The organism is Paenibacillus sp. 7523-1 (assembly GCF_002276415.1).
In the GTDB taxonomy this organism is placed as follows: domain Bacteria; phylum Bacillota; class Bacilli; order Paenibacillales; family Paenibacillaceae; genus Paenibacillus; species Paenibacillus illinoisensis_A.
The window spans coordinates 163,626-184,680 of the sequence record NZ_NPBR01000004.1; the positions used below are offsets into that span (position 1 = coordinate 163,626).

20 protein-coding genes are annotated in these 21,055 nt (G+C 48.5%); 18 read left to right on the forward strand and 2 right to left on the reverse strand.

Annotated features, from left to right (window positions below; all coding sequences use genetic code 11):
- The first annotated feature begins 8 nt into the window (after positions 1 to 8).
- The gene (locus CHH60_RS02690) at positions 9 to 1,025 is read left to right on the forward strand and encodes a hypothetical protein (protein WP_095357787.1); all 1,017 of its coding nucleotides are present in this window, start codon (positions 9 to 11) and stop codon (positions 1,023 to 1,025) included.
- 268 nt (positions 1,026 to 1,293) lie between these two features.
- Positions 1,294 to 1,671 (forward strand): MarR family winged helix-turn-helix transcriptional regulator, encoded by a 378-nt coding sequence (locus CHH60_RS02695; protein ID WP_217989970.1) that lies wholly within the window; start codon positions 1,294 to 1,296, stop codon positions 1,669 to 1,671.
- Between the two features lie 214 nt (positions 1,672 to 1,885).
- On the opposite strand, the gene CHH60_RS02700 is transcribed toward CHH60_RS02695, so the two are convergent.
- A complete protein-coding gene (locus CHH60_RS02700) occupies positions 1,886 to 2,737 on the reverse strand; it encodes an aldo/keto reductase (RefSeq protein WP_095357789.1) in 852 nt (283 codons plus the stop codon).
- Positions 2,738 to 2,905: 168 nt separating this feature from the next.
- Between CHH60_RS02700 and CHH60_RS02705 the strand changes: the two genes are divergently transcribed.
- From CHH60_RS02705 to CHH60_RS29670, 3 genes are all read left to right on the forward strand, one after another.
- Entirely contained in the window at positions 2,906 to 3,358 is a 453-nt protein-coding gene (locus CHH60_RS02705) for a MerR family transcriptional regulator (RefSeq protein WP_095357790.1), read from the forward strand.
- 369 nt (positions 3,359 to 3,727) lie between these two features.
- On the forward strand, positions 3,728 to 3,949 hold the full coding sequence (locus CHH60_RS02710; protein WP_095357791.1) for a hypothetical protein: 222 nt from the start codon (positions 3,728 to 3,730) through the stop codon (positions 3,947 to 3,949).
- 279 nt (positions 3,950 to 4,228) lie between these two features.
- Positions 4,229 to 4,375, forward strand: a complete 147-nt coding sequence (locus CHH60_RS29670) for a hypothetical protein (RefSeq protein WP_176475952.1) — start codon at positions 4,229 to 4,231, stop codon at positions 4,373 to 4,375.
- A gap of 204 nt (positions 4,376 to 4,579) precedes the next feature.
- Here CHH60_RS29670 and CHH60_RS02715 read toward each other — a convergent pair whose 3' ends face one another.
- Positions 4,580 to 6,178: a PucR family transcriptional regulator gene (locus tag CHH60_RS02715; RefSeq protein ID WP_176475953.1), complete on the reverse strand. Its 1,599-nt coding sequence runs from the start codon at positions 6,176 to 6,178 to the stop codon at positions 4,580 to 4,582.
- A 273-nt stretch (positions 6,179 to 6,451) separates the two neighbouring features.
- Between CHH60_RS02715 and CHH60_RS02720 the strand changes: the two genes are divergently transcribed.
- The 13 genes from CHH60_RS02720 to ggt all read left to right on the forward strand — a co-directional run bounded on the left by CHH60_RS02720 (position 6,452) and on the right by ggt (position 20,740).
- A complete protein-coding gene (locus tag CHH60_RS02720) occupies positions 6,452 to 7,249 on the forward strand; it encodes an ABC transporter ATP-binding protein (RefSeq protein ID WP_095357793.1) in 798 nt (265 codons plus the stop codon).
- Between the two features lie 30 nt (positions 7,250 to 7,279).
- Positions 7,280 to 8,158 (forward strand): ABC transporter permease, encoded by an 879-nt coding sequence (locus CHH60_RS02725; RefSeq protein ID WP_091037235.1) that lies wholly within the window; start codon positions 7,280 to 7,282, stop codon positions 8,156 to 8,158.
- 26 nt (positions 8,159 to 8,184) lie between these two features.
- Entirely contained in the window at positions 8,185 to 9,213 is a 1,029-nt protein-coding gene (locus tag CHH60_RS02730; protein WP_095357794.1) for an ABC transporter substrate-binding protein, read from the forward strand.
- A 63-nt stretch (positions 9,214 to 9,276) separates the two neighbouring features.
- A complete protein-coding gene (locus CHH60_RS02735) occupies positions 9,277 to 10,089 on the forward strand; it encodes a cysteine hydrolase family protein (protein ID WP_095357795.1) in 813 nt (270 codons plus the stop codon).
- 21 nt (positions 10,090 to 10,110) lie between these two features.
- Positions 10,111 to 11,298: an amidase gene (locus CHH60_RS02740; protein ID WP_095357796.1), complete on the forward strand. Its 1,188-nt coding sequence runs from the start codon at positions 10,111 to 10,113 to the stop codon at positions 11,296 to 11,298.
- A 72-nt stretch (positions 11,299 to 11,370) separates the two neighbouring features.
- Positions 11,371 to 12,213: a creatininase family protein gene (locus CHH60_RS02745; protein ID WP_095357797.1), complete on the forward strand. Its 843-nt coding sequence runs from the start codon at positions 11,371 to 11,373 to the stop codon at positions 12,211 to 12,213.
- Positions 12,210 to 13,076 (forward strand): fumarylacetoacetate hydrolase family protein, encoded by an 867-nt coding sequence (locus tag CHH60_RS02750; protein WP_095357798.1) that lies wholly within the window; start codon positions 12,210 to 12,212, stop codon positions 13,074 to 13,076. The genes CHH60_RS02745 and CHH60_RS02750 overlap by 4 nt, the downstream gene beginning before the upstream one ends.
- A gap of 35 nt (positions 13,077 to 13,111) precedes the next feature.
- Positions 13,112 to 14,128: an ABC transporter substrate-binding protein gene (locus CHH60_RS02755; protein WP_095357799.1), complete on the forward strand. Its 1,017-nt coding sequence runs from the start codon at positions 13,112 to 13,114 to the stop codon at positions 14,126 to 14,128.
- A gap of 48 nt (positions 14,129 to 14,176) precedes the next feature.
- Positions 14,177 to 15,511, forward strand: coding sequence for an FAD-binding oxidoreductase (locus CHH60_RS02760; protein ID WP_095357800.1), 1,335 nt, complete (start codon positions 14,177 to 14,179; stop codon positions 15,509 to 15,511).
- Between the two features lie 96 nt (positions 15,512 to 15,607).
- Entirely contained in the window at positions 15,608 to 17,290 is a 1,683-nt protein-coding gene (locus CHH60_RS02765; RefSeq protein ID WP_095357801.1) for a CocE/NonD family hydrolase, read from the forward strand.
- Between the two features lie 46 nt (positions 17,291 to 17,336).
- Positions 17,337 to 17,777, forward strand: a complete 441-nt coding sequence (locus CHH60_RS02770; protein WP_090898515.1) for a cupin domain-containing protein — start codon at positions 17,337 to 17,339, stop codon at positions 17,775 to 17,777.
- A complete protein-coding gene (locus CHH60_RS02775) occupies positions 17,774 to 19,102 on the forward strand; it encodes an amidohydrolase family protein (RefSeq protein WP_095357802.1) in 1,329 nt (442 codons plus the stop codon). Before CHH60_RS02770 ends, CHH60_RS02775 begins: the two co-directional genes overlap by 4 nt.
- Before the next feature lie 57 nt (positions 19,103 to 19,159).
- Positions 19,160 to 20,740 (forward strand): gamma-glutamyltransferase, encoded by a 1,581-nt coding sequence (gene ggt / locus CHH60_RS02780; protein WP_095357803.1) that lies wholly within the window; start codon positions 19,160 to 19,162, stop codon positions 20,738 to 20,740.
- Positions 20,741 to 21,055: the final 315 nt, after the last annotated feature.

Consider the following 21,055-nt stretch of genomic DNA (forward strand, 5'->3'; position numbering starts at 1 on the left):
GAAGGATCATGACAAAACAAGTTTATCTGGACTTGATTCAGGCCAAACAAGCGCAGTATTCTAAGGATCCAAACATGAGGTGTAGCGGTATGGGTTCATATGCAGATGTGATGCACCGCATTTTAATACATAAGAAGTGGACCGAATTCCCGCGTCACATGATTGCGGGCATGACAGCAACTGTGTTTCGGTTGGTCGTAGATCGGCATTTGACCGAAGAATCAATCTCAGCCTACAACTGGATGGCAGAGAACTTTGTAGCTGCTGATTTTATTGGAGTAACGGCCGGCCAGGCAGCAGGGTTTTCATTTGCACCGACGTTTCCTTTGTATCAAAAACAGGCATTGGTGGACATTAAGTCATCCATTGATCGGGGTGTGGGGGCTATAGTATGGCATGACCAATTTGTTATTGCTGCCGGGTATGATGATGTGGAGCAGATTTTGCTCCTCTGTAACAGCGAAGGCCAAGACGTTACTCGTTTGCCTTACGATTCTTTTGGGCGAAATAGTACGCCTTATTGGTATTATCAAGTGCTTGAATCCTGTAGAACGGTAGATGTATGGGAGGTCTGCAAGGAATCGTTGATTCAGGCCGTATACAAATGGGAAATCCATGATTACATGCTGCCACCTCAGGATTACGCCTGTGGATCTGCTGCATATTCTGCCATTGCTTCAGCACTGGAATCAAGAGTTTATGAACCAAGGCAAGCTGCTGCAGTCCTCCGATATTATGGCAAATCAAGAGAGAATATTGCCTCCTATATTACAGAGCTTGGATACCTCTCTGACCACATGGTTCAGGTCATACAAGAATATACGTCGTTGTCAGATCTTTATTTGGAGATGATTGGTTGGGTTGATCAGTCCAACTTATGGGATGTCAAAGAACCGGAGTGTGTACAGTCTGTGATAGCGCTTATCCATCAAGCGAGAGAGACGGAACAACGTGCCATTGATGCGATTAAGCAGGCCTTTCCCGAAACCATCGGCAATCGTTTTAAAGATGTTGGACTGAGATAGCTGTCATCATGCCGTGAATAAAAACCGAACCGAGCTCTATGAAGCCTGGGAGGTTTTTTTGCGTTTATCTGGCATCCTGGGGAATTGAATATGGAGGCTTTTTTAGTTATCAGTAACAAGAAATTTTGATGCTGAGCTTGATCTGAAATTGACAAAAGTACATATAACGAGTAATATTTAAATAAAGAATCTTAAAACTGAGATATATAAAATGGAGTGAAAAACAATGAATAATTTTCGATATCAAGCATGTCTTCATTTCATTCAAATGTCAAAAATGATTCAGGACCAATTTCGGAGCGAGTTAAAGAAAGCAGATCTCAATTTCACGGAACTTTCTGTGTTAGTATCGCTTGAACATGAAGAGAAACAAGCAATTCAACAGATTTCTCAACATGTTTCTTTGACTAGTGGTGCTTTGACGTATATCTTGGATAAATTGGAGAATAAAAAGCTGCTAACTCGGATTCCTTGTCATTCGGATCGTCGAGTGATATTCGTACAACTAACGGATAAAGGTAGACACTTAATAGATTGTATACTTCCCAATTTGTATAACTTGGCTGATACTCAGTTCAATTCGTTAACGATGGATGACGCTGATAAACTTGAAAAGTTGGTAACGAATATGGGGACCGTCGGTTAATACATCCAGCATCTGGCTGAGATCGGGTTTGGAACTTGCATGGTGAAAACTTGTGGGATATACAACCCGAACCGCGAAACACAACAAGGTTATATGGATGTAGAATTCTTCAATTACCAGTCCTTAAATAGTCTGCTTACGAATTGGATGATTAAAAAAATGAAGAATGTTGATCTGACAGATCAACATTCTTTTTTGCACATTACAATATGGTTTAAAGATCAATCTTCCAGTTTCCCATCATCTTGGCGACTTCCGGATCGTGATACGATAAGAAAAGACTCTTCCGCGTATCAAGGGCCGTAATTTGTTCAATATCCTCGGTACTGAGCTCAAAATCGAAGATGTTGAAGTTTTCGACGATCCGTTCTTTTTTCACTGATTTCGGAATGACAACGATTCCACGCTGGACAAGCCAGCGCAACACGACCTGCGCGACAGACTTACTGTGTTTTGCAGCAATGGATATCAGCACTTCGTTGCCAAACATGTTATTGAGCCCTTCAGCGAATGGAGCCCACGACTGATGTTGAACTCCTTGTTTTTTCATAAAAGTGGCACTCTCGGTTTGGTGATAGAACGGGTGAGTTTCGACCTGGTTAACAGCTGGCACGATTTCATTATGCACGATAAGGTCCATCAGACGATCTGGCAGGAAGTTACTAACACCGATCGCCTTGATTTTACCTTCATGGTACAGTTCTTCCATTGCACGCCAAGCACCGTAGTAATCGCCAAACGGCTGGTGTATAAGATATAAATCGAGATAATCCAACTGCAGCTTATTTAAGGATTTGTTAAAAGCAAGCTTAGCGCTCTCATAACTGGCATCCTGGACCCAGAGCTTGGTCGTGATGAACAGCTCTTCACGAGGCACGCCACTGCGCTTAATCGCACGTCCGACCGCTTCCTCATTTAAATAACCGGATGCAGTGTCGATCAACCGATAACCAGCCATCAGCGCTTCATATACTGCATTCTCACATTCTTCAGCATCCGGAACTTGGTAAACACCAAAGCCGATAACCGGCATTTTTACCCCATTGTTTAATGTTACGGTTTGCATCGTAATTCCTCCTAATATTTAAATATAATGCAATGGCCCTTGATTCGAATTCGGGCACCTCAACTGGGTTTACCTTCATGGTCGAGTTGCATTACAATGAGCCTATCACCTTCGTGTTACACGAAGGCAAGCATCTTCGGAATTTATATTTTTCAAGGAGGTCTTCACATGCATACCGTCAAAGAGGCCGCGCAGATAACAGGACTCACCGAGCACGCTATTCGCTTTTATACAGATAAAGGCTTGGTGCCAAGTGTACAGCGCAATCAGAATAATATTCGAATGTTTGACGAAGAATCAATCAACTGGTTACATGGCATCAAATGTCTCAAACAATCCGGGATGCCGATTGAAAATATTAAAATGTATGTTGATTACTGTCTCGAAGGAGATTCAACGATCCCACAACGGTACACACTTATGATGGAGCATAGAGAGGCAGCTCTTGCTAAGTTTGAAGAAGCCAAACAGCACTTAGCGCATTTGGAAGAAAAGACCGCTTTATATCAAGCCATAATGGAGAACCGTTCCCTAGACACAACCAATCCCGCTAACTGGGATCGAATTAAACATATGCATGGAGACGTATTTTACGCATCCTCTGCTGATGATCTACTATGAACGTTACAATCACTGAGGGATTTGTTACCACTTGCTGGCTTCAAATATGTAAAATCCCGCATAGCACTCGAGATGAAAACACAGGAATTGTTGATATCCATCTATCTTCAGGCCAATAGACAAAATGTAGCTGGAACGAGTATGGAAGTAATGGTGCACTGAAAAGTCACGCATAACAAGCAAAAGGCACATACGGGTCTACCGGAAAGCTACTATCAGCATTCTGAACTGAGATGGTATGAGTTATTCGGAAAAGAAGCATTTAAGGACAGCCTTATATCTATTATTGAGCATATTACACAGCACAACATACCATTGATCGAGCAGCTCTTATCTGATCCTCAATGTGTCATAGAAGAAAATGCCAAGATGCCAAAAAGAATTCTCAGCCCGTATTTTTACTATCGTTACGGTACAGAAGGACAATTTGAACAGGCGAGACAGCGATACGTTGCCAATTTAAGCGAAGCGCAGAAAAAGCAGTATGATGATGCTGTCATCAAGTTCCAAGCGGATGGATGCGGTCCGATCAGGCTCGGAAAAGATTGGGCGTATTTGACGGTAGCCAAGGCGGAGGGGCGTGAAATATGAGTGTTGATTCTCTCATTGTAGCCATGTAGTTGTACTGGAAGAGGTCAAATAACGGAGTGTTTAGTCTGCAGCTTTATTTGCCGCGCCTAATATTTTGTTTATCTAAACCTAGAAAAAAATCCCTTTACAATCATTTACAGTGGGTTATAATACAATCAACAAGTGGGTTACTTCACAAGAAAAGCGAAATATTGTAATTTCTTATTTGCAATGATGAAGTCACCCTCGACTCGTCCATTTTGAGTTGCTTATTACATAATAGATACCGGAGGTATGGTTATGGTCAAGAAGAAAATGTCCACAACTCTCAGCGCAGCTTTAATCGTTTCTATGCTGGCTACTGGCGTGATCGTCGCGATCCAAGGTAATACAACGTTAGAGGTAGCGAAGACAGCAGGGGATAAAAAGGTGGAAGTTATTAAATGAATAAGCTAGGTGCGGCTCTAGTAGTCAATTAGGGAGTATTCAAAGCACCCGATGCGAAATTCAAGCGGAATTAAAAAGACACTAGAGTGGCAGCAGCTAAAGATAAAAGTGAACATGTATAGTGAATTTATTAACCTCAGCTCGGTATACCTGCTGAGGTTTTTTTATTGGGGTGGAATGGAGCGCGACGACAATTGACCTTTTTTAAATTTGTCTATCAGGCGACAGCAAGTGCCTAAACATAAGTCCCAGCTTTAAGAGCAGCAGATGATCGGTATTCTTCAAATCCAGATTCAGCAGCCCCGAAATTTTCTCCAGCCTGTACAGTACGGTGTTGCGATGGATATATAACTCACGTGCAGTTTCATTCACTTGGCCGTTGTTGGCGAAATAGGCTTCAAGTGTGTGCATCATCTCGCGGGTGTATTCCTCTTCTTTGTCCAGCAGTGGACGGAATAAATAAGAGCAATACCTGATCATAACCTCCTGTGGAATATGCTTGAAGAGATAAATAAACTCCAGGTCAGCAAACATGACAACCGGTTCGCTTAAACCAAGCTCTGTACTGATTCTCTCAGCCTCCCGGCACTCCCGGAAGCCGTCGATGAACTCCTCCATGCCCGTTCTCACTTTACTGATAAAACATGTCCTTGTTCCGTGGTCCCATGAATGCATCAAATCCGCATACAAACGTACCGAATTCTCATATTTCCTTCGATCCTTGGCCTCTTCTTCTAGAAGGGGGAAGAGTGAATATATGCGATTCATCACATAAAAATGATGGGATTCCAAGGAGGACGTTTTGGGATGATCCTGAAGCCTATTCTGAATCTCCCTCAGTTTGCGCCTCTGACTTTCATGGTCCCAAGCATCCGCTCTTGTGGAAGATACCATGCATACGTAGGGTGTGCTCCAAAATGTGCTTCCCAATGCTTCGGCAAATTCGAGCACCGTTTTCAGAGAGGCATTCCCCTTTAAGTAACGTTCCATGGCCATGCCAAGACGACTGCCTGCCGCAGTAGCCTCCTGATTCTGGATGACCTCCAGATGATAGGAAAGAATGACGGCAGCTTGGTGAAAAATGCCCTCCATTTCATGTGCTTCCAGCAGATTTTCAGTTTGTATCAGCAAGTAACCGTATGACTTTCCGTTTTTCAGGAGGGGGACCCGATACAACAGGTTGCTCGCCGATTTGTAAAACCGATTGTCCTGATTCCAGGGCCAATTGCTCAATAGCTCCATATCGGAACAGCGGGTCATGTTATACAAGGTCTGTCCTTCAGAGGTAACGATGGCTAAAGGAACCCCTAAAATGCTTGTGATACTTTGAAAATAATTGGTGTACTCATCCGCCTGCATCGCAAAATCAACCAACTTCTTCTGTGTTTCAAGCAATTCATTCAGCCGGCGGGTATCGCGTTGGAACTCGGATTGGTAGAGAGCGGTGATCTGCTCGGAGAAGGTGAATTGAAAGGGAAGCTCAATGAGGGGCAAGCCCAGCCGATCGGCTTCCAGCAGAGCTATCTCAGGTATTTCTGCCCAGTATCGACCAAGCTTGATGCCAAGCCCGGAGGCTCCACGTTCATTCAGCTTTTGTAGCAAATTAACAAATTCCTCGGGTGAATCCCTAATCGCATAAGCTGTAGTCAACAAGAGTTCCCCTTCTTTCATCCAGTTGATCACATCCGGCGCATCCATCAAATTGATGGAGCTAATCGTTCGAGAAATTCCTTTTCTACCGGCTGCCAACTTCCCTTCCGATAACGGGTACACCGCCAACGCCTCTTCTATAGTTAATTGCATGTCAATCCATCCTCCCAAACGATACATATCTGAATCAGGTACCGGACATCACGTAACTTTTTAAGCAATTATATAGGGTCTTGTCGAATTTCTGCAATCCCTTTTGTTATATATATGTCACATAAGCTAACCTAAAACAAAGAATGTTCTGTTTTTGAACCAACGTAAAGCGTATACCATTAGATAAAAAACCAAAATTGTGTAAGGTATATTTACACGAATATTTTTTGGCTATATGATAGGACACAACTTCAAAGAGAAGAGGGGATTCAGATGCAGCTCACCCAAAATCAACAGGCAGCGGCCCAAAAGGACAGTCGTTCCATGCTTGTAATCGATGATGTCGGCAAAATCTACCCCAATGGCACTGTAGCTGTGCAGCATGCGAATCTGCATGTGGGGGAAGGAGAATTCCTATGTTTTGTCGGTCCTTCCGGTTGCGGGAAATCTACCATTTTCAATATGATTGCCGGTTTGACGGAACCGACCTCCGGTCATCTGACCGTGCTGGGTACTTCCCCAAAGGAAGCGCGTAAACAGAATGAAATTGCCTTTGTATTTCAGGAGCATACCCTGCTCCCGTGGGCCAAACTGATTGATAATGTCACCATGCCTCTTACTTTGCGTGGCGTATCCAAAAAGGAGCGGATTACCGAAGGGGAGCGGGTTCTAGAGCTGGTAGGCCTGAAGGATTATATGAAAGTGCTGCCCCGTGAGTTGTCAGGCGGAATGAAGATGAGAGTATCTATTGCACGAGCGTTGATATCTCGTCCCAAGTTGCTGTTAATGGACGAACCGTTTGGCGCCCTTGATGAAATTACCAGGCAGACGCTGCAGAATGAACTGCTAAATATTTGGGAACAGGACAAGAAGATGTCGGTTCTGTTCATTACGCATAACGTGTTCGAAAGTGTGTTCTTATCAACAAAAGTCGTGGTGATGACGCCTCGTCCCGGTAAAATTTCGGATTTCATTGATATTCCGTTTGCCTATCCGAGGGATGATGAATTCCGGACCCAACCTGAATTCGGTGAATATGTACGCAGCGTGTCCAAAGTACTGAATCATTGATAGCCAGAAATGAGAGGAGAGAGAAGCAACATGGAAGAGATGGTAGCTAATCCAGCCGTTGAAACGACACCAGGTATCCGAGCTTCTGGGAAGGACAATGCCCGCAGCCATCATCCGGCAGAAGAGAGCCCAGTCATTGGACTGCTGAAAAAAATTCTGCCGCCAATAGTCGTGTTTGTCCTGTTTATCGGTGGATGGGAATTAATTGTGCGGATACTCGGAATGCCCCCATATATCTTGCCCAAGCCATCCGATATTGCCGCAGCCGCTGCTGAGAACAGCGCGAATCTGATTACGTCGGTAAGCACAACCATTGTTGAGGCGTTGATCGGTTTTACGATCAGTGTAGTGCTCGGTATTTCATTGGCCATTCTACTGGCCCTGTCCAAAACGGTGGAAAAAAGCGTATATCCCTACGCTATTATCCTACAGACTATTCCGGTCGTTGCGGTAGCGCCAATCATAGTGATCTGGTTCGGAGCGGGAATAAATGCCATTGTGATCATTTCATTCTTAATCAGCTTTTTCCCGATTTTATCGAATACGCTGATCGGATTGAACTCAACGGATCAGAACATGAAGAATTTATTCTATTTGTATAATGCAAGCAAGCTGCAAACCATTTGGAGGCTTAGATTTCCGGCGGCACTTCCGTACATTATGGCAGGACTGAAAATTTCATGCTCCAGTTCGGTTGTCGGAGCGATCGTGGGTGAATACATTGCAGGCATTGGTGGCGGACAAGGCGGACTCGGTTACGGGATTACCGTTGCGGCAACCCGCCTGCAAACGCCTTATCTGTTCGCCTGCGGTTTAGCGGCTTCGGCCCTAGGAATCGCATTTTTCCTAATCATCAACATGGTGTCGAACAAACTTTTGAAGTCCTGGCATGAATCAGCAATGAAATAATACCAGAACCGGGGGAGAGATCCAACATGTCCAAACATCATATGAACTTTCGTTATAAGAAATGGCTGCTGTCGGCTGCTTCTTTGATCCTACTGCTTCTGAGCGCATGCTCCAATTCCTCCGCTCTAGAATCCGCCGCCCAGGCGGGAGGGGAAGCCGGAACAGATTTGAAGAAGGTAAAACTGATCGAGGGCTGGTACGCCAAAGGGGAAGATGGAGGCTATTTTGCGGCATTGCAGCAGAACTTTTATAAGGACAAAGGGATCGACATGACGATTCAGCCAGGAGGCCCCGAGGTGTCAACCATGCAGCTTGTCGCTGCAGGCAAAGCTGAATTCGGTATCTCTTATGCGGATGAAATCTTGAAGGCGCGGGAACAGGGAATCCCTGTTGTCGGTATCCTTGCCGGTTTTCAAAGCACACCGCAGGTTCTGATGTACCACAAGGGGGAGAACATTCAGGATTTCGCAGACCTGAACGGCAAAACCGTATACATCGGTACAGCGGTGCCTTACTGGGAATATATCAAGAGCCAATACAATCTGACAGATGTAAAAGAAATGAAGTATAACGGGCAGCTGGTCAATTTTATCAATGACCCCAGATCGCTCAATCAGGGTTACATCACGAATGAGCCTTACGCACTTTCTCAGCAGGGGGTTGAGGTAGACTATCTGAAAATCGCCGATTCCGGTTATGCGAACTATGCAGACGTTCTTTTTACGACGGAAGATTACCTTAAAGAGCACCCTGATGTTGTTGAAGCTGTCGTGCAGGCAAGTCAGAAAGGTTGGAGCTATTATCTAGACAACTATGAAAAGGTAAACCCGTTTATTCAAACCTACAATCCCGATATGACGGTAGAAGCAATGAATTATGAAGCAGTGCAGGAAAAGCCCTTTATTCTTAACAAGGAATCTGAGGCAAATGGTATTGGTTACATGACAAAGGAACGCTGGAGTACCCTCCAGGATCAGATGATCAAGGGTGGAGGATTAACGAAATCACTAGATGTTACCCAGGCGTTTACAACGGAGTATCTGATGAAGCCATAAACCTGAACCAAAAGTATGTAAAGCTTCAAATCAGAAATTTCAGAAAAAATGAGGGGACTTAATATGTTCAAACTTGGAAATCGAAAGAGCTATTGGCAAGTGTCCGAAACGCTGGTGGATCTGAGGCGAACGCAAAAGTACGGCAAGTCAGTAACCCTCCCTGCACAGCCGCAGGAAGTCATATTTGATCTCGAGCATACGGCAGTTATTGTCATCGATATGCAGAATGATTTCTGTACACCGGGTGGATGGCTGGATTCCATTGGGGTCGATACCTCTCCGCTCCTTAACCCGGTCCGCCGACTGAACCGACTGATGCCCGAGCTGCGCAAAGCGGGAGTGCCTGTTATTTGGGTGAACTGGGGCAACCGGGAAGACCGAATGAACGTGCCGCCATCCGTGCTCCATGTGTACAATTCGGATGGTCGGGGCAACGGCATCGGGGACCCGCTGCCGGGGAACGGCTCCAAGGTGCTGGAGAAAGGCAGTTGGGGAACGGCAATTGTCGATGGTCTGGATTCGTCCCCCGATGATATCTATGTGGATAAATATCGCATGAGCGGGTTTTGGGATACACCACTGGACAGTATTCTACGCAATCTCAATATTCAAACGGTGTTGTTTGCCGGGGTAAATCTCGATCAGTGTGTCATGCATACACTGCAGGACGCGGCTTGTCTCGGATATGACGGCATACTTCTGGAGGATTGCTCGGCAACAAGCTCCCCGGATTTCTGCATAGAAGCGACATTGTACAATATCAAGCAATGTTATGGCTTCGTTACGGATTCCACCTGGTTGGTACAAGAGCTTAGCGGGGCAGCGACTCCTATAGAAAGAAACACCTCGGAAGAGCTGGCATCGTTAGAAGGCTGAGCGGAAGGATGGGATGAACCAATGAAGGACCAATGGAACGCCATTGTCAACCAGGTGATCGTTGAACCGACAGGACAGGGTAGGCTGAACGGACTCAGCTTTATGGTCAAGGATGTATTTGCCGTCCGTGGCAATACAAATGGCGCGGGTAATCCACGTTGGCTCCAGACGCACGGGCCAGCAACGGAACACGCGGAAACGCTCAACCTGCTATTGCAGCAAGGAGCTAGGCTAACGGGGATGACGCATACGGATGAGCTGATGTTCAGCTTGAATGGTGAAAATGTTCATTATGGAACACCAGTGAATCCAAGGGCACCCGATCGTATCCCTGGCGGTTCATCTAGCGGCTCGGCGGTTGCTGTCGCCGCTGGGCTTGCTGACTTCTCCCTTGGAACGGATACGGGAGGATCGGTCCGTGTTCCATCTTCGTACTGTGGAATTTATGGAATGCGTCCATCGCATGGCATTGTCTCCGAGAAAGGTGTTATCCCACTCGCTCCCAGCTTCGACACCGTCGGCTGGATGGCACGTGATCTCGAGACGCTGTGCCGGGTAGGAGAAGTGCTTTTGCCGCAGACAGACTCGGGTACAGACTTCAGCAGGGTGCTCATCGGTGAGGATGCGTGGGAGCTTGCTGATACGGAGAGCAAAGAGGCACTTACCCCTTACCTGAAGTTGCTTTGCGGCATGGTTGCGAACCATGAAACGGTTCGCATCGCTCCGCAGGGTCTACCTGAATGGATGACCATGTTCAGGACGATCCAGGGCTATGAAATATGGCAGGAGCACGGGGGGTGGATTGAACGTGAGCAGCCGACCTTCGGACCAGATACGGCCGGGCGATTCTCCTGGGCAGGCACTGTTGAACTTGCCGATCAGGAGAAGGCCGCCAAACGCCGGGTTGAGGTGTGCAAGCACATGGCTGACCTGCTCAGAACGGATACGGTGCTTGTGATTCCGACGACGACTGGAGCGGCCCCGAAGCTGGGCTTGGGCGGGCCTTTAATTGAAGAACGAAGAGTGAAAACGATGCGTTTAACCTGCATTTCCGGCTTGTCGGGTCTGCCGCAGCTTACGATTCCGGCTGCGGAGGTACTGGGCTGCCCGGTCGGTATTTCGATCATTGTCGGTCCGGGACAGGATCAACGTCTGCTGGAATGGGCCACATCCTTTCTTTCAGCAGTAAATTCAGAAGTAAAAGGATAAGAGCATCATTCGATATATGGACATGAAGCTACGCGTAAAAACATTAAAGCCGCAGGAGAAAGGGTGTCAGTTATGTTTCAACGATATGAAGGAACAGCGTGGGAGGAACGATTTTTGCCCCGTCTGACAAGCAAACAGGTCAAAGAACTGCCGAAGGATAAGGCACTGGTTATTCTCCCAGTCGGAGCTGTGGAGCAGCATGGCCCTCATCTGCCCATATATACGGACACTTTGATTGGGGAAGCGACATTATCACAAACGCTGGAGCGGGTGCGGGCGGATAAGGAGATCTGGCTGCTGCCTCCGATCTCGTACGGCAAAAGCAATGAACATATCGGGCTTCCTGGCACCATTTCCTTATCGGCGAGCACACTGCATGCCATCATGCTGGACATTGCAGAAAGTCTGAAGGCCAGTGGTTTTCGCAAGCTGTTGTTGTTTAATACCCATGGCGGCAACGTGGATTTGCTAAATACAGTATCACGAGAAATACGGATCAGAACGGGGATGATGGTTTTCTATCTCAGTCCCAGCAGTCTGAATGTGGCGGAAGATCTCCTCGCTTCCGAGGAACTGGAATTCGGTATTCATGGTGGTGATTATGAGACTTCTCTCGTAATGTCCATCAAACCGGACTGGGTGAAGGAGGAGTTCCTTGTCAAGGAGCTTCCTGATATGTCCTCATACCGCTTTCTTACATTAGAAGGAAAAATCCGTTTCGCCTGGAAGATGGCTGATATCTCTGCTACCGGCATTGCCGGTGATGCTACAACGGCCACGCCGGAGAAAGGCAGCATTATTCAGGAACGAATCTCAACGATTTTGTCAGAGGCGCTGGAGGAACTGTGTGATTTTGAAATCACCGATGTCCGCGGGACTGAGCCGGTTCAGCAGCCAGCAGGAAGCACCCCGTGAAGCTCGTCAGTCTGAAACACGGCGATGGTGAACAGGCCGCGATTGAACATGGGGAACGATTCATTCTTCTGGAGGAGATCAACAAGGCGGAAGGAAGCACATGGGGCACCTCGGTTATGGAGATCTTGCAGCAAGGCCAGCTAGAGGAGCTTGTCCAGTGGTATCAGAAGCACGGGGATAGAGCAGTTTCATCAATCCCTTTCATACCTTCAGAGGGAGCTATATCTGCTCCTCTCTTCCGCCACCCTCGTAAAATATGGGGAATTGGCATGAATTATGTGCAAAAAGCGATCGATCTCGCATCTACTCCTCCAGAGCGTGAGCCAGTCTGCTTCATGAAGCCGGACTCAAGCCTGATCGGGCCGGAAGAGTATATCCAGCTGACGGCTCAGGATGTGAATGTGACATCAGAAGCAGAGCTTGGCATTATCATCGGCCGAACCTGCAAAAATGTGCCGGAAGAACGTGCGGAGGAGGTCATTGCAGGTTTTGCCGCAACGCTGGATATGACTAACCAGGACATTCACGCACGGAACCCCAGATTCCTGCAGCGATCCAAGGTATTCGATACATTTTTCAGTCTTGGACCACAACTAATAACATCTGATGAAATAAGTGATCTGCAGAGCCTCGTCGTTGAAACTGTGTTGAATGATGAGGTTATTCATAGCAATACGGTGTCTCACATGATGTATCATCCATGGTTCATTGTCTCGTATTTTTCACAGATGATGACTCTCTATCCGGGAGATGTGATCATGACAGGCACACCCGGGTCCGTCCGGATTCAGCAAGGAGATGTCGCCGAGTGTAGAATCAGTGGCTTTATGACGCTTCGAAATCCGGTAGGGGAAGTCGTATAAATCATCAGTAATTTTCCTTGGGGAGTGGTAATGAGATGAACAAGTACAGACAAAAGGGAACTGTAGTTTTACTCGCAGCAATATTTTCCTTATCCACATTGCTGGCGGCTTGCGGGAATCAGCCAACGGCTGAGAATGCCTCTGCTACGGGGGGAAGCGAGGAACTCACGGCAATTACACAGGTGACGAACTGGTTTGCACAAGCAGAGCACGGGGGTCTGTATGCGGCAAAGGAACAAGGATATTACAATGAGGCTGGTCTCGATATGACCATCCAGGCAGGTGGGCCGCAGGTGTCTCCAACACAGATCGTGGCTTCAGGCAAGGCGCAGTTCGGACTTGCTACAGCGGATCAATTGCTGGTCGCTCGTGAAGAAGGAATCCCTCTTGTAGCGATTGCAACGATATTCCAGAAAAGCCCGCAGGGACTTATGGTTCATGCCAATCAGAACATGTCCTCCCTGGCCGATTTGAACAACCGCTCCGTATACGTGGGGACAGGCTCGGTGTTTTGGGATTTTGTGAAGAGTAAATACCAATTGGGTAACGTGAAGGAATTGGCTTATACCGGTTCTTTGGCTCCTTTTGTAGCCGATGAAACGGTTGCCATTCAGGGATATGTAACCAGTGAGCCGTACGAGATGAAGCAGCAGAATGTAGACATTGATTTCCTGCTACTGGCGGATGCCGGTTATAACCCGTATTCCAATGTGCTGTTCACCACGGAGCAGTATATCCAGGATCATCCTGATATTGTGCGTGGTTATGTCGAGGCTTCGATGAAGGGCTGGGATTATTACAAGACCAATTATGATACCGTGAATGACGTCATTTTAAAGGAAAACCCTGATTTTACGAAAGAAAAGCTGAACTATGCCGCAGAAGCGCTTATCCCGTTTGTATATGAAGGTGATGCGGCGACACATGGTGTTGGCTACATGACAGAGGAACGCTGGACGGAGCTCGGAAAGCAGCTAAAGGAGATTGGGGCCTTGAAAGAGGAGCCTGATGTCAGCAAAGTATTTACGGATGAGTTCTTGCCGAGTTCCTAAGAGATACCTTTAGGAAATCAGTTTTACAACATACGGGAGGGGAACCGAATGAATGAACATTGGATAGCCGTATTGAAAGAACGCATGGATCCGGAATTGCTGCAGTGGGAGGAGGCAGCCCTTGCCAAATATTCGATGGATTATCATCACTTCTCTCCTGTGCTGGCCAGTCAGCTGCAGGGTAAGGTCGCCGAGTGCATCGCCAGTCCGCGCACCGAGGAAGAACTTGACGATCTGCTCTCCATAGCAGCAGAGCTCGGAGTTCCGCTGACCATTAGGGGGAACGGCACCGGCAACTATGGCCAATGCGTTCCGGTCACAGGCGGAATCGTCCTGAATCTGGCCAAATACAACAAGGTGCTCGAAATGGGAGAAGGCACGATGCGGATCCAGGCCGGGGCCAGACTCGGCAAAATGGAATCCACTGCCCGCAAGGCAGGTTACGAGCTGCGTACGATGCCTTCCACCTTTCAATCAGCGACGATTGGCGGTTTTTTATGCGGCGGTTTTGGCGGCATCGGTTCGATCAGCTGGGGGACGATCTGGGATGGGTTGGTACGTTCTCTAAAAATCAAGACCGTTGAGGTTCATCCCCGTACCATTGAGCTCCAGGGAGACGAAGTGCTGCCTTACCTGCATACTTACGGTACAATCGGCATTTTGTCCGAAGTGGAAATCAATCTGGCTCCCCGAGTGGAATGGATGCAATGGGCAGTGACCTTTGACCGTTTTGAACAGGCTTTTCGCTTCGGGCAGTCGGTAGCTGAGGACACTTCCTTGGTGAAAAGGCTAATCTCCATCCATGAATGGCCGGTACCATCCTATTTTCTTCCGCTTGATCTCCCTGCTGACCATGCTGTCGCATTGTTGGAAGTGGATACGGCCAACGAATCCCAACTTGAACGTATCCTATCGGAGTATGGAGGTCACTTGGCTATGAAGGTCTCTGCCGAACAGTATCACAAAGGTGTAGGTGTCTCCGATTTTACATGGAATCATACAACATTGTGGGCGCGCAAGGCGGATCCTGGCTTGACCTACCTACAGTTGAATTTTGATTCATCTTTTGCCCTTGAGCAAATCTCATCAATGAAAAAGGAATATCCGGAAGTGATGAATCATATCGAGTTTGCCCGGCAAAACGGGAATTTGCTGATCTCCGGCCTGCCGCTGGTTCCCTTCACAACAGAGGAAAAACTGAATCAGCTGATGGAATGTTACGAGAAAAACCGCGTTATAGTCAACAATCCGCATACATGGGATTTGAAGGAAGGCGGACGATCATACGCCCATGATCGTTTGTGGGAAATCAAACATCGCAATGACCCGAAGGGAATTTTGAATCAGGAGAAATTAAAGCGTTCGGCAGTTAGCGGTATCTGATCAACGAGTGACGGAAGAATGGCGCAGCCTGCAGCAGTTAACGTGCCATGCGGATTTTAATAGTCAATCCGTATCTACAGCAAAGGAGCGAGTTGCATGAAATTTGGAAATGTGGTCATCCGGCGAAAGGTCCCTTGCACGATGCGCGACGGCATAACGTTGTATTCAGATATATACCTGCCGGACGAGACGGGAGAATATCCTGTGCTGCTAATGCGCCAGCCCTACGGACGGTCAATTGCTTCTACCGTTACGCATGCCCACCCCGTCTGGTATGCAAGTAAGGGATATATCGTGGTAATCCAGGATGTCAGGGGGCGGGGAGAGTCGGAAGGCGAATTTAATCCGTTTGTTCAAGAAGCAGAGGACGGATTTGATACCATCGAATGGGCAGCCGGTCTATCCGGCTCGACCGGGAACGTAGGCATGTACGGTTTCTCTTATCAAGGCCTAACACAATGGGCAGCAGCTTCCCTTCACCCCCCTGCGCTCAAGGCGATTGCACCGAGCATGTGTCCGGCAGACATGTATCATGGCTTATTTTATCCGCATGGCTCCTTCGCACTTGGCAATCATTTGCCGTGGGCTTTCCAACTGGCTCGTGACACGGCACAAAGAGCGGGTGACTTCGAAACGGCAGAGCAATGCTCACGACTCATGCGCAGCCCCGATGAGATGCTTTGGAAAATGCCATTGGATGAAAGACATCCAATTCTGGAGCAATACTTTCCCTCATTTTATGATTGGATCGATCATCAAGCGTACGATGAGTACTGGGAGCAGATGAACTGGATCAACGATATCGTAAAGGAACCCGTGCCGGCGCTTCATATTGGGGGATGGTATGACGGTTTCCTCATGGGCACGTTACAGTCGTTCGAAGCTCTGCAAGCTACGGCCACGCCGGATTGCTTTCATCGGCTCATTGTCGGCCCGTGGGCCCATATTCCATGGGGGCGCAGAGCGGGCGGAATCGATCATGGCGAGCAGGCGGATGGTGGTCATCATCAGGAGCAGCTGCGCTGGTTTGATTATTGGCTGAAGGGCAAGGAAGACATGGAACTGTCTGGTGAACTGCCGATCCGATATTTTGACCAATTGAGCCATGAATGGCATACAGCGGAACAGCTGCCTTCGCAATTTGAGGATGGGGCCTCTCCGTCCGAATGGTTTTATCTGTCGGGGTCACAGACCCCGGCGAATGGTGCGGCAGGAGGGGGGAGACTCGAAAAGCGTAAGGAAGATGTGGAGGAGGCTGTGCCGGACGTGTTCGTGTACGACTCACGTCTGCCGATGCGTCTGGACTCTTACCTGCCGTCCGACCGAGCTTCCATTCAGGAACGGCAAGAGATTCTGGTATATACGGGAGGGCCGCTTGCAGAGGATATCCCGATTTTTGGGTCCCCGGAGTTATCCGTGCAGTACCAAACATTGGGAGGTCCGACGGATCTGGTAGCCATCCTCACCACCGTATCCGAGAAAGGGACGGCCCGTCTACTGAGTGTGGGTCGCACGGAAATCTGCAGTGAAGGAGAAGATGCTTCCAATGAATGGAGAACAGCGCAGATCCGGCTGCGTCCCTTGGCGGCAACCCTTCCGGCTGGCTCGTATGTCCGGCTTGAGTTGACAGGCAGTGCCTTCCCGTTATTCGCCCGGCATCCAAACGGTGTTAGGGACGAGATGAACTGCACGGGAACAGGTGGGTTGAAGATTGCCACCACGGCTGTTCGCAGTACAGAACAGGACATATCCTGTTTGAGGCTGCCGGTAAAAAGATAAAAAGCGAAGCATAAAGTAAAATCAATCAAAGTGAGGTTGAATGTATATGGTGAACATTCCTGGTCTGGTTGCTGGTAACTTTGAGAATTGTCCCGTCCACAAAATTTCCGCACAGGATACGAATAAGTTCATCCTGCTGTGCGATAGGGAGCAGGTTCCTTTCACTTCATTTGTGGAGATCTTCGAGGTTGGAGGCAGAACTCCATCGAATGAACACCGGGAAGCTTATGAATATTTTTATGTGTTAAAAGGGGAGGGGCTAGCCAAAGTTGGCAACGAGTATGAGACTCCAATCCGCCAAGGCTCATTCATTATTATTCCACCGGGCAACCATCACGATATTATTAACACGGGCAGCACACGTCTGTATTGTCTGACGACCATGGTACCGGACGAAATGTTCTCCGATATGATCAAAGCGGGTCCGGCCACCGAGCTTGACGAGGAGGATCTGGCCGTGCTTCAGGCGCTGGCTACCGCACAATGAGTGCAGGGCTGCGTTTCATTAATGTACGCCTTCCGCACCGGGAAGACCTTGGTCTTTATGAACTAAAGGCGGAGGTTGGAAAATGGGTTAGTATCCGTCGGCAAGATTGTTTCCTTGATGCACGGGAAAGTGCTTCTTCCCGACTGATGGTCCCGCATCAGGCCGGATCGGATCTGAAACGGCTCGCAGACGCGGATTGCATCGATCTGCAGGGCGGCATGATGCTTCCTGGCCTGGTTGACTGTCATATGCATCTGGATAAGGCCTTCTCGCTTGAGCAGGTGTCGAACCGATCCGGCACGCTTCATGAAGCCATTCTTAATTACAGCCATGCTGTACAGACATTCAGCAAGGAGCAGCTAGCGGAACGCATGCTGACTGCAGCCAGAATGGCACTAAGCTATGGGACCACGACCATAAGGAGCCACCTCGACTTCCCTATTCATTTGGGGAGAGAGGTGGCCTTTCGGACAATTGAGGCAGCCTTGGAAGTACGGGAGAAGTTGAAGGGCCGTATGGCTATTCAATACGCGCTCATGGTTCCGTTCCGCGGCAATCAAGAAGCTGCGGATGAGGGGATCGAGGAAGCACTGCGGATGGGAATTGATGTACTGGGTGGAGCCCCTCATCTGGCAGACGACCCTGAAAGAGAGATTGGCAGGATTTTTCGGTTAGCAGAACGTTTTGGTGTACCCATTGATCTGCATGCAGATGAAAGTGATAATCCCGGAAAAAAAACCGTGCTGAGCATCGCAGAGCATACGATTCGCTACGGTTATCAGGGCAGAGTGGCGGCAGATCATCTGTGCTCATTGTCTGCAATGACGGAAAAAGATGCACAGCATGTGATGGCGAAGATGAAGGAAGCTGGTCTGAACGCGGTAACGCTGCCTGCGGTGAACCTGTATCTTCAGGGACGGGAAGATCGCGGCCTGGTAAGACGGGGCACAACACGCATTCGCGAGCTGCTTGCAGAAGGCATTCCGCTTGCTGCGGCCTCCGACAATATTCAAGACCCGTTCCATCCGTTCGGCCGCGGGGATCTGATACAGATCGCCCAAATCACATCATATGCTGCCCATATGGGCAGTGAACGGGATTTCGTACAGCTGCTGCGGATGATCACGGATATACCTGCTGTAATCACGGGCTGCAACAAGTATGGAATAGAAGAAGGGCATGACTGCAACTTTGTAGTCACGGATGCTTCGGATGTCACGCAGCTGTTATCAGGTACAAAAATGAGTCGCTGGGTGTATGCCTCCGGCAGATGGCAGTCTGCTTTGCATACAGCTCAGTCATTCGCGTCTGAATGGGTAACATGATTAGCAACAAACAGGAATTACCCTCAGTTGAACATAGAAGAGAAAGAAGGTGGCAAGATGGTTCCACAAGTCACAGGCACACAGACGATGGTAGTCAGCCCTCATTCTTTGGCCAGCGCGGCAGGATCGCGTATTTTGCAGCAGGGAGGTAACGCCTTTGACGCCGCCGTGGCAGTGAGCGCCTGTCTTGCCGTCGTATACCCCCATATGACGGGACTGGGAGGTGATTCCTTCTGGTTAACCTATAGCACAGAAGAGAGATCAGTCAGGGCATATAACGCGAGTGGACGTTCGGGCAGTCGGATTTCCGCGGCCTGCTTTGCCGGCGAATCAGCCATCCCGCAGCGGGGACCCCGGAGCGTCATTACCGTGCCGGGGATGGTGGACGGCTGGGATGCCATATTACAGGAATATGGCTCGAAGACGCTGGCAGAAGTTCTTGAGCCCGCGATCCGTTATGCGCTGGAAGGCTTCCCGCTGTCGCCGGACCAGCATGTCAATACGGCTGAGCGTTTCGATGTGCTGGCAGCTTATCCACAGACTGCCGCCATCTATCTGCCTGGAGGCAAAGTCCCGGAGCAAGGCAGCCGCTTTGTGCAGTCTGCTTTGGGACGCAGCCTGCTCCAGGTTGCGGATCAGGGTCGAGATGTATTTTATTCAGGCAGTGTTGGTCAGGAGATTGTTCGCTCACTTAAGGAGCAGGGAGGTCTACTGACACTGGAGGACTTTGCGAGACACAGAGGTGAATGGGTGGAGCCGATCAAAGGGAGTTACCGAGGGCTTGATCTTTATCAGGTCCCGCCGAATTCACAGGGCTTTACCGGTATAATGGCCCTTCAAATTCTTGAACAGTTTGATTTGGAGAGTATAGAGCATGGTTCCTATGAGTACTATCACCTGCTTGTGGAGGCGCTGAAGCTGAGCTTCCGCGACCGCGATCGTTATTTGACAGACCCACATTTTTCTTCCATTCCCCTAGACCGGCTGCTCTCCAAATCCTATGCTGCGAAGTTGGCGGACTGCATCGATATGGAGCGAGCTCTCCCGATGGATACCCAGCCGGTAGGCCATGATACGGCATATGCGGCGGTAGTAGACAGCGAGGGGAATGCTGTGTCATTTATCCAAAGTCTCTATTTTGAGTTCGGTTCGGCTGTGGTTGGGGGAGACACCGGTATATTGCTGCAGAACCGAGGCTCATTCTTCTCCCTTGATCCGTCGCATGTGAACAGGCTGGAACCGGACAAAAGAACCTTTCATACGCTGATGCCGGCAATGGCTTGCCGTGATGGGAAGCCGTATATTTTGTACGGTACCCAGGGAGGAGAAGGTCAGCCCCAGACACAGACCGCGCTGCTGACCCGCATGGTGGATTATGGTATGACTCCCCAGACCGCTGTGCGTGAACCCCGCTGGGTGTGGGGAAGAACATGGGGAGAGGCAACACAAGAATTGAGAGTGGAGGGCCGAATCGAGGCAGAAGTACAGCAGCGTTTAAGGTTAGCCGGACACGAGGTACACACAGTTGAAGATTTTGCTAGAGTCATGGGACATGCGCATGCCATTATGATCGATGACAATGGGTTCCTGCTCGGGGGCACAGACCCCCGCTGTGATGGTGCGGCTATTGGATGGTAAATTGGAACTGAGGAGTAACTTTAACATTCTCACCTCCAAGTAGCGTGTTAATAGATAAAGGGAAACATCGTTCAATAAAACAATAAGGCAGCCGACATCTGAACTGCACCCCAATGGTTAGACACCATCTAACTATTGGAGGTGCAGTTTTTTTGTCAAAATTAAATTTAGACTTGAAGATAGAGGCTATTCATCAATTTTTTTCAGGAAGGGACAAGTGCATTGCGAAATCCTTAGGAATGAATCATGAAGTTCTGCGTATGTGGAGCAAGCAATACGAATATCACGGTTTAAAAGCTTTTGAGATAAAGCTTA

Bases quoted from the DNA above. Each gene is read 5' to 3' on its own strand.
- CHH60_RS02760 (WP_095357800.1), top strand. From the start codon at position 14,177: ATGAATGAACATTGGATAGCCGTATTGAAAGAACGCATGGATCCGGAA.
- CHH60_RS02715 (WP_176475953.1), bottom strand. From the start codon at position 6,178: ATGCAATTAACTATAGAAGAGGCGTTGGCGGTGTACCCGTTATCGGAA.
- CHH60_RS02690 (WP_095357787.1), top strand. From the start codon at position 9: ATGACAAAACAAGTTTATCTGGACTTGATTCAGGCCAAACAAGCGCAG.
- CHH60_RS02695 (WP_217989970.1), top strand. From the start codon at position 1,294: ATGTCAAAAATGATTCAGGACCAATTTCGGAGCGAGTTAAAGAAAGCA.
- CHH60_RS02705 (WP_095357790.1), top strand. From the start codon at position 2,906: ATGCATACCGTCAAAGAGGCCGCGCAGATAACAGGACTCACCGAGCAC.
- CHH60_RS29670 (WP_176475952.1), top strand. From the start codon at position 4,229: ATGGTCAAGAAGAAAATGTCCACAACTCTCAGCGCAGCTTTAATCGTT.
- CHH60_RS02775 (WP_095357802.1), top strand. From the start codon at position 17,774: ATGAGTGCAGGGCTGCGTTTCATTAATGTACGCCTTCCGCACCGGGAA.
- ggt (WP_095357803.1), top strand. From the start codon at position 19,160: ATGGTTCCACAAGTCACAGGCACACAGACGATGGTAGTCAGCCCTCAT.
- CHH60_RS02710 (WP_095357791.1), top strand. From the start codon at position 3,728: ATGCCAAAAAGAATTCTCAGCCCGTATTTTTACTATCGTTACGGTACA.
- CHH60_RS02755 (WP_095357799.1), top strand. From the start codon at position 13,112: ATGAACAAGTACAGACAAAAGGGAACTGTAGTTTTACTCGCAGCAATA.
- CHH60_RS02720 (WP_095357793.1), top strand. From the start codon at position 6,452: ATGCAGCTCACCCAAAATCAACAGGCAGCGGCCCAAAAGGACAGTCGT.
- CHH60_RS02730 (WP_095357794.1), top strand. From the start codon at position 8,185: ATGTCCAAACATCATATGAACTTTCGTTATAAGAAATGGCTGCTGTCG.
- CHH60_RS02700 (WP_095357789.1), bottom strand. From the start codon at position 2,737: ATGCAAACCGTAACATTAAACAATGGGGTAAAAATGCCGGTTATCGGC.
- CHH60_RS02770 (WP_090898515.1), top strand. From the start codon at position 17,337: ATGGTGAACATTCCTGGTCTGGTTGCTGGTAACTTTGAGAATTGTCCC.
- CHH60_RS02740 (WP_095357796.1), top strand. From the start codon at position 10,111: ATGAAGGACCAATGGAACGCCATTGTCAACCAGGTGATCGTTGAACCG.
- CHH60_RS02765 (WP_095357801.1), top strand. From the start codon at position 15,608: ATGAAATTTGGAAATGTGGTCATCCGGCGAAAGGTCCCTTGCACGATG.
- CHH60_RS02745 (WP_095357797.1), top strand. From the start codon at position 11,371: ATGTTTCAACGATATGAAGGAACAGCGTGGGAGGAACGATTTTTGCCC.
- CHH60_RS02725 (WP_091037235.1), top strand. From the start codon at position 7,280: ATGGAAGAGATGGTAGCTAATCCAGCCGTTGAAACGACACCAGGTATC.
- CHH60_RS02735 (WP_095357795.1), top strand. From the start codon at position 9,277: ATGTTCAAACTTGGAAATCGAAAGAGCTATTGGCAAGTGTCCGAAACG.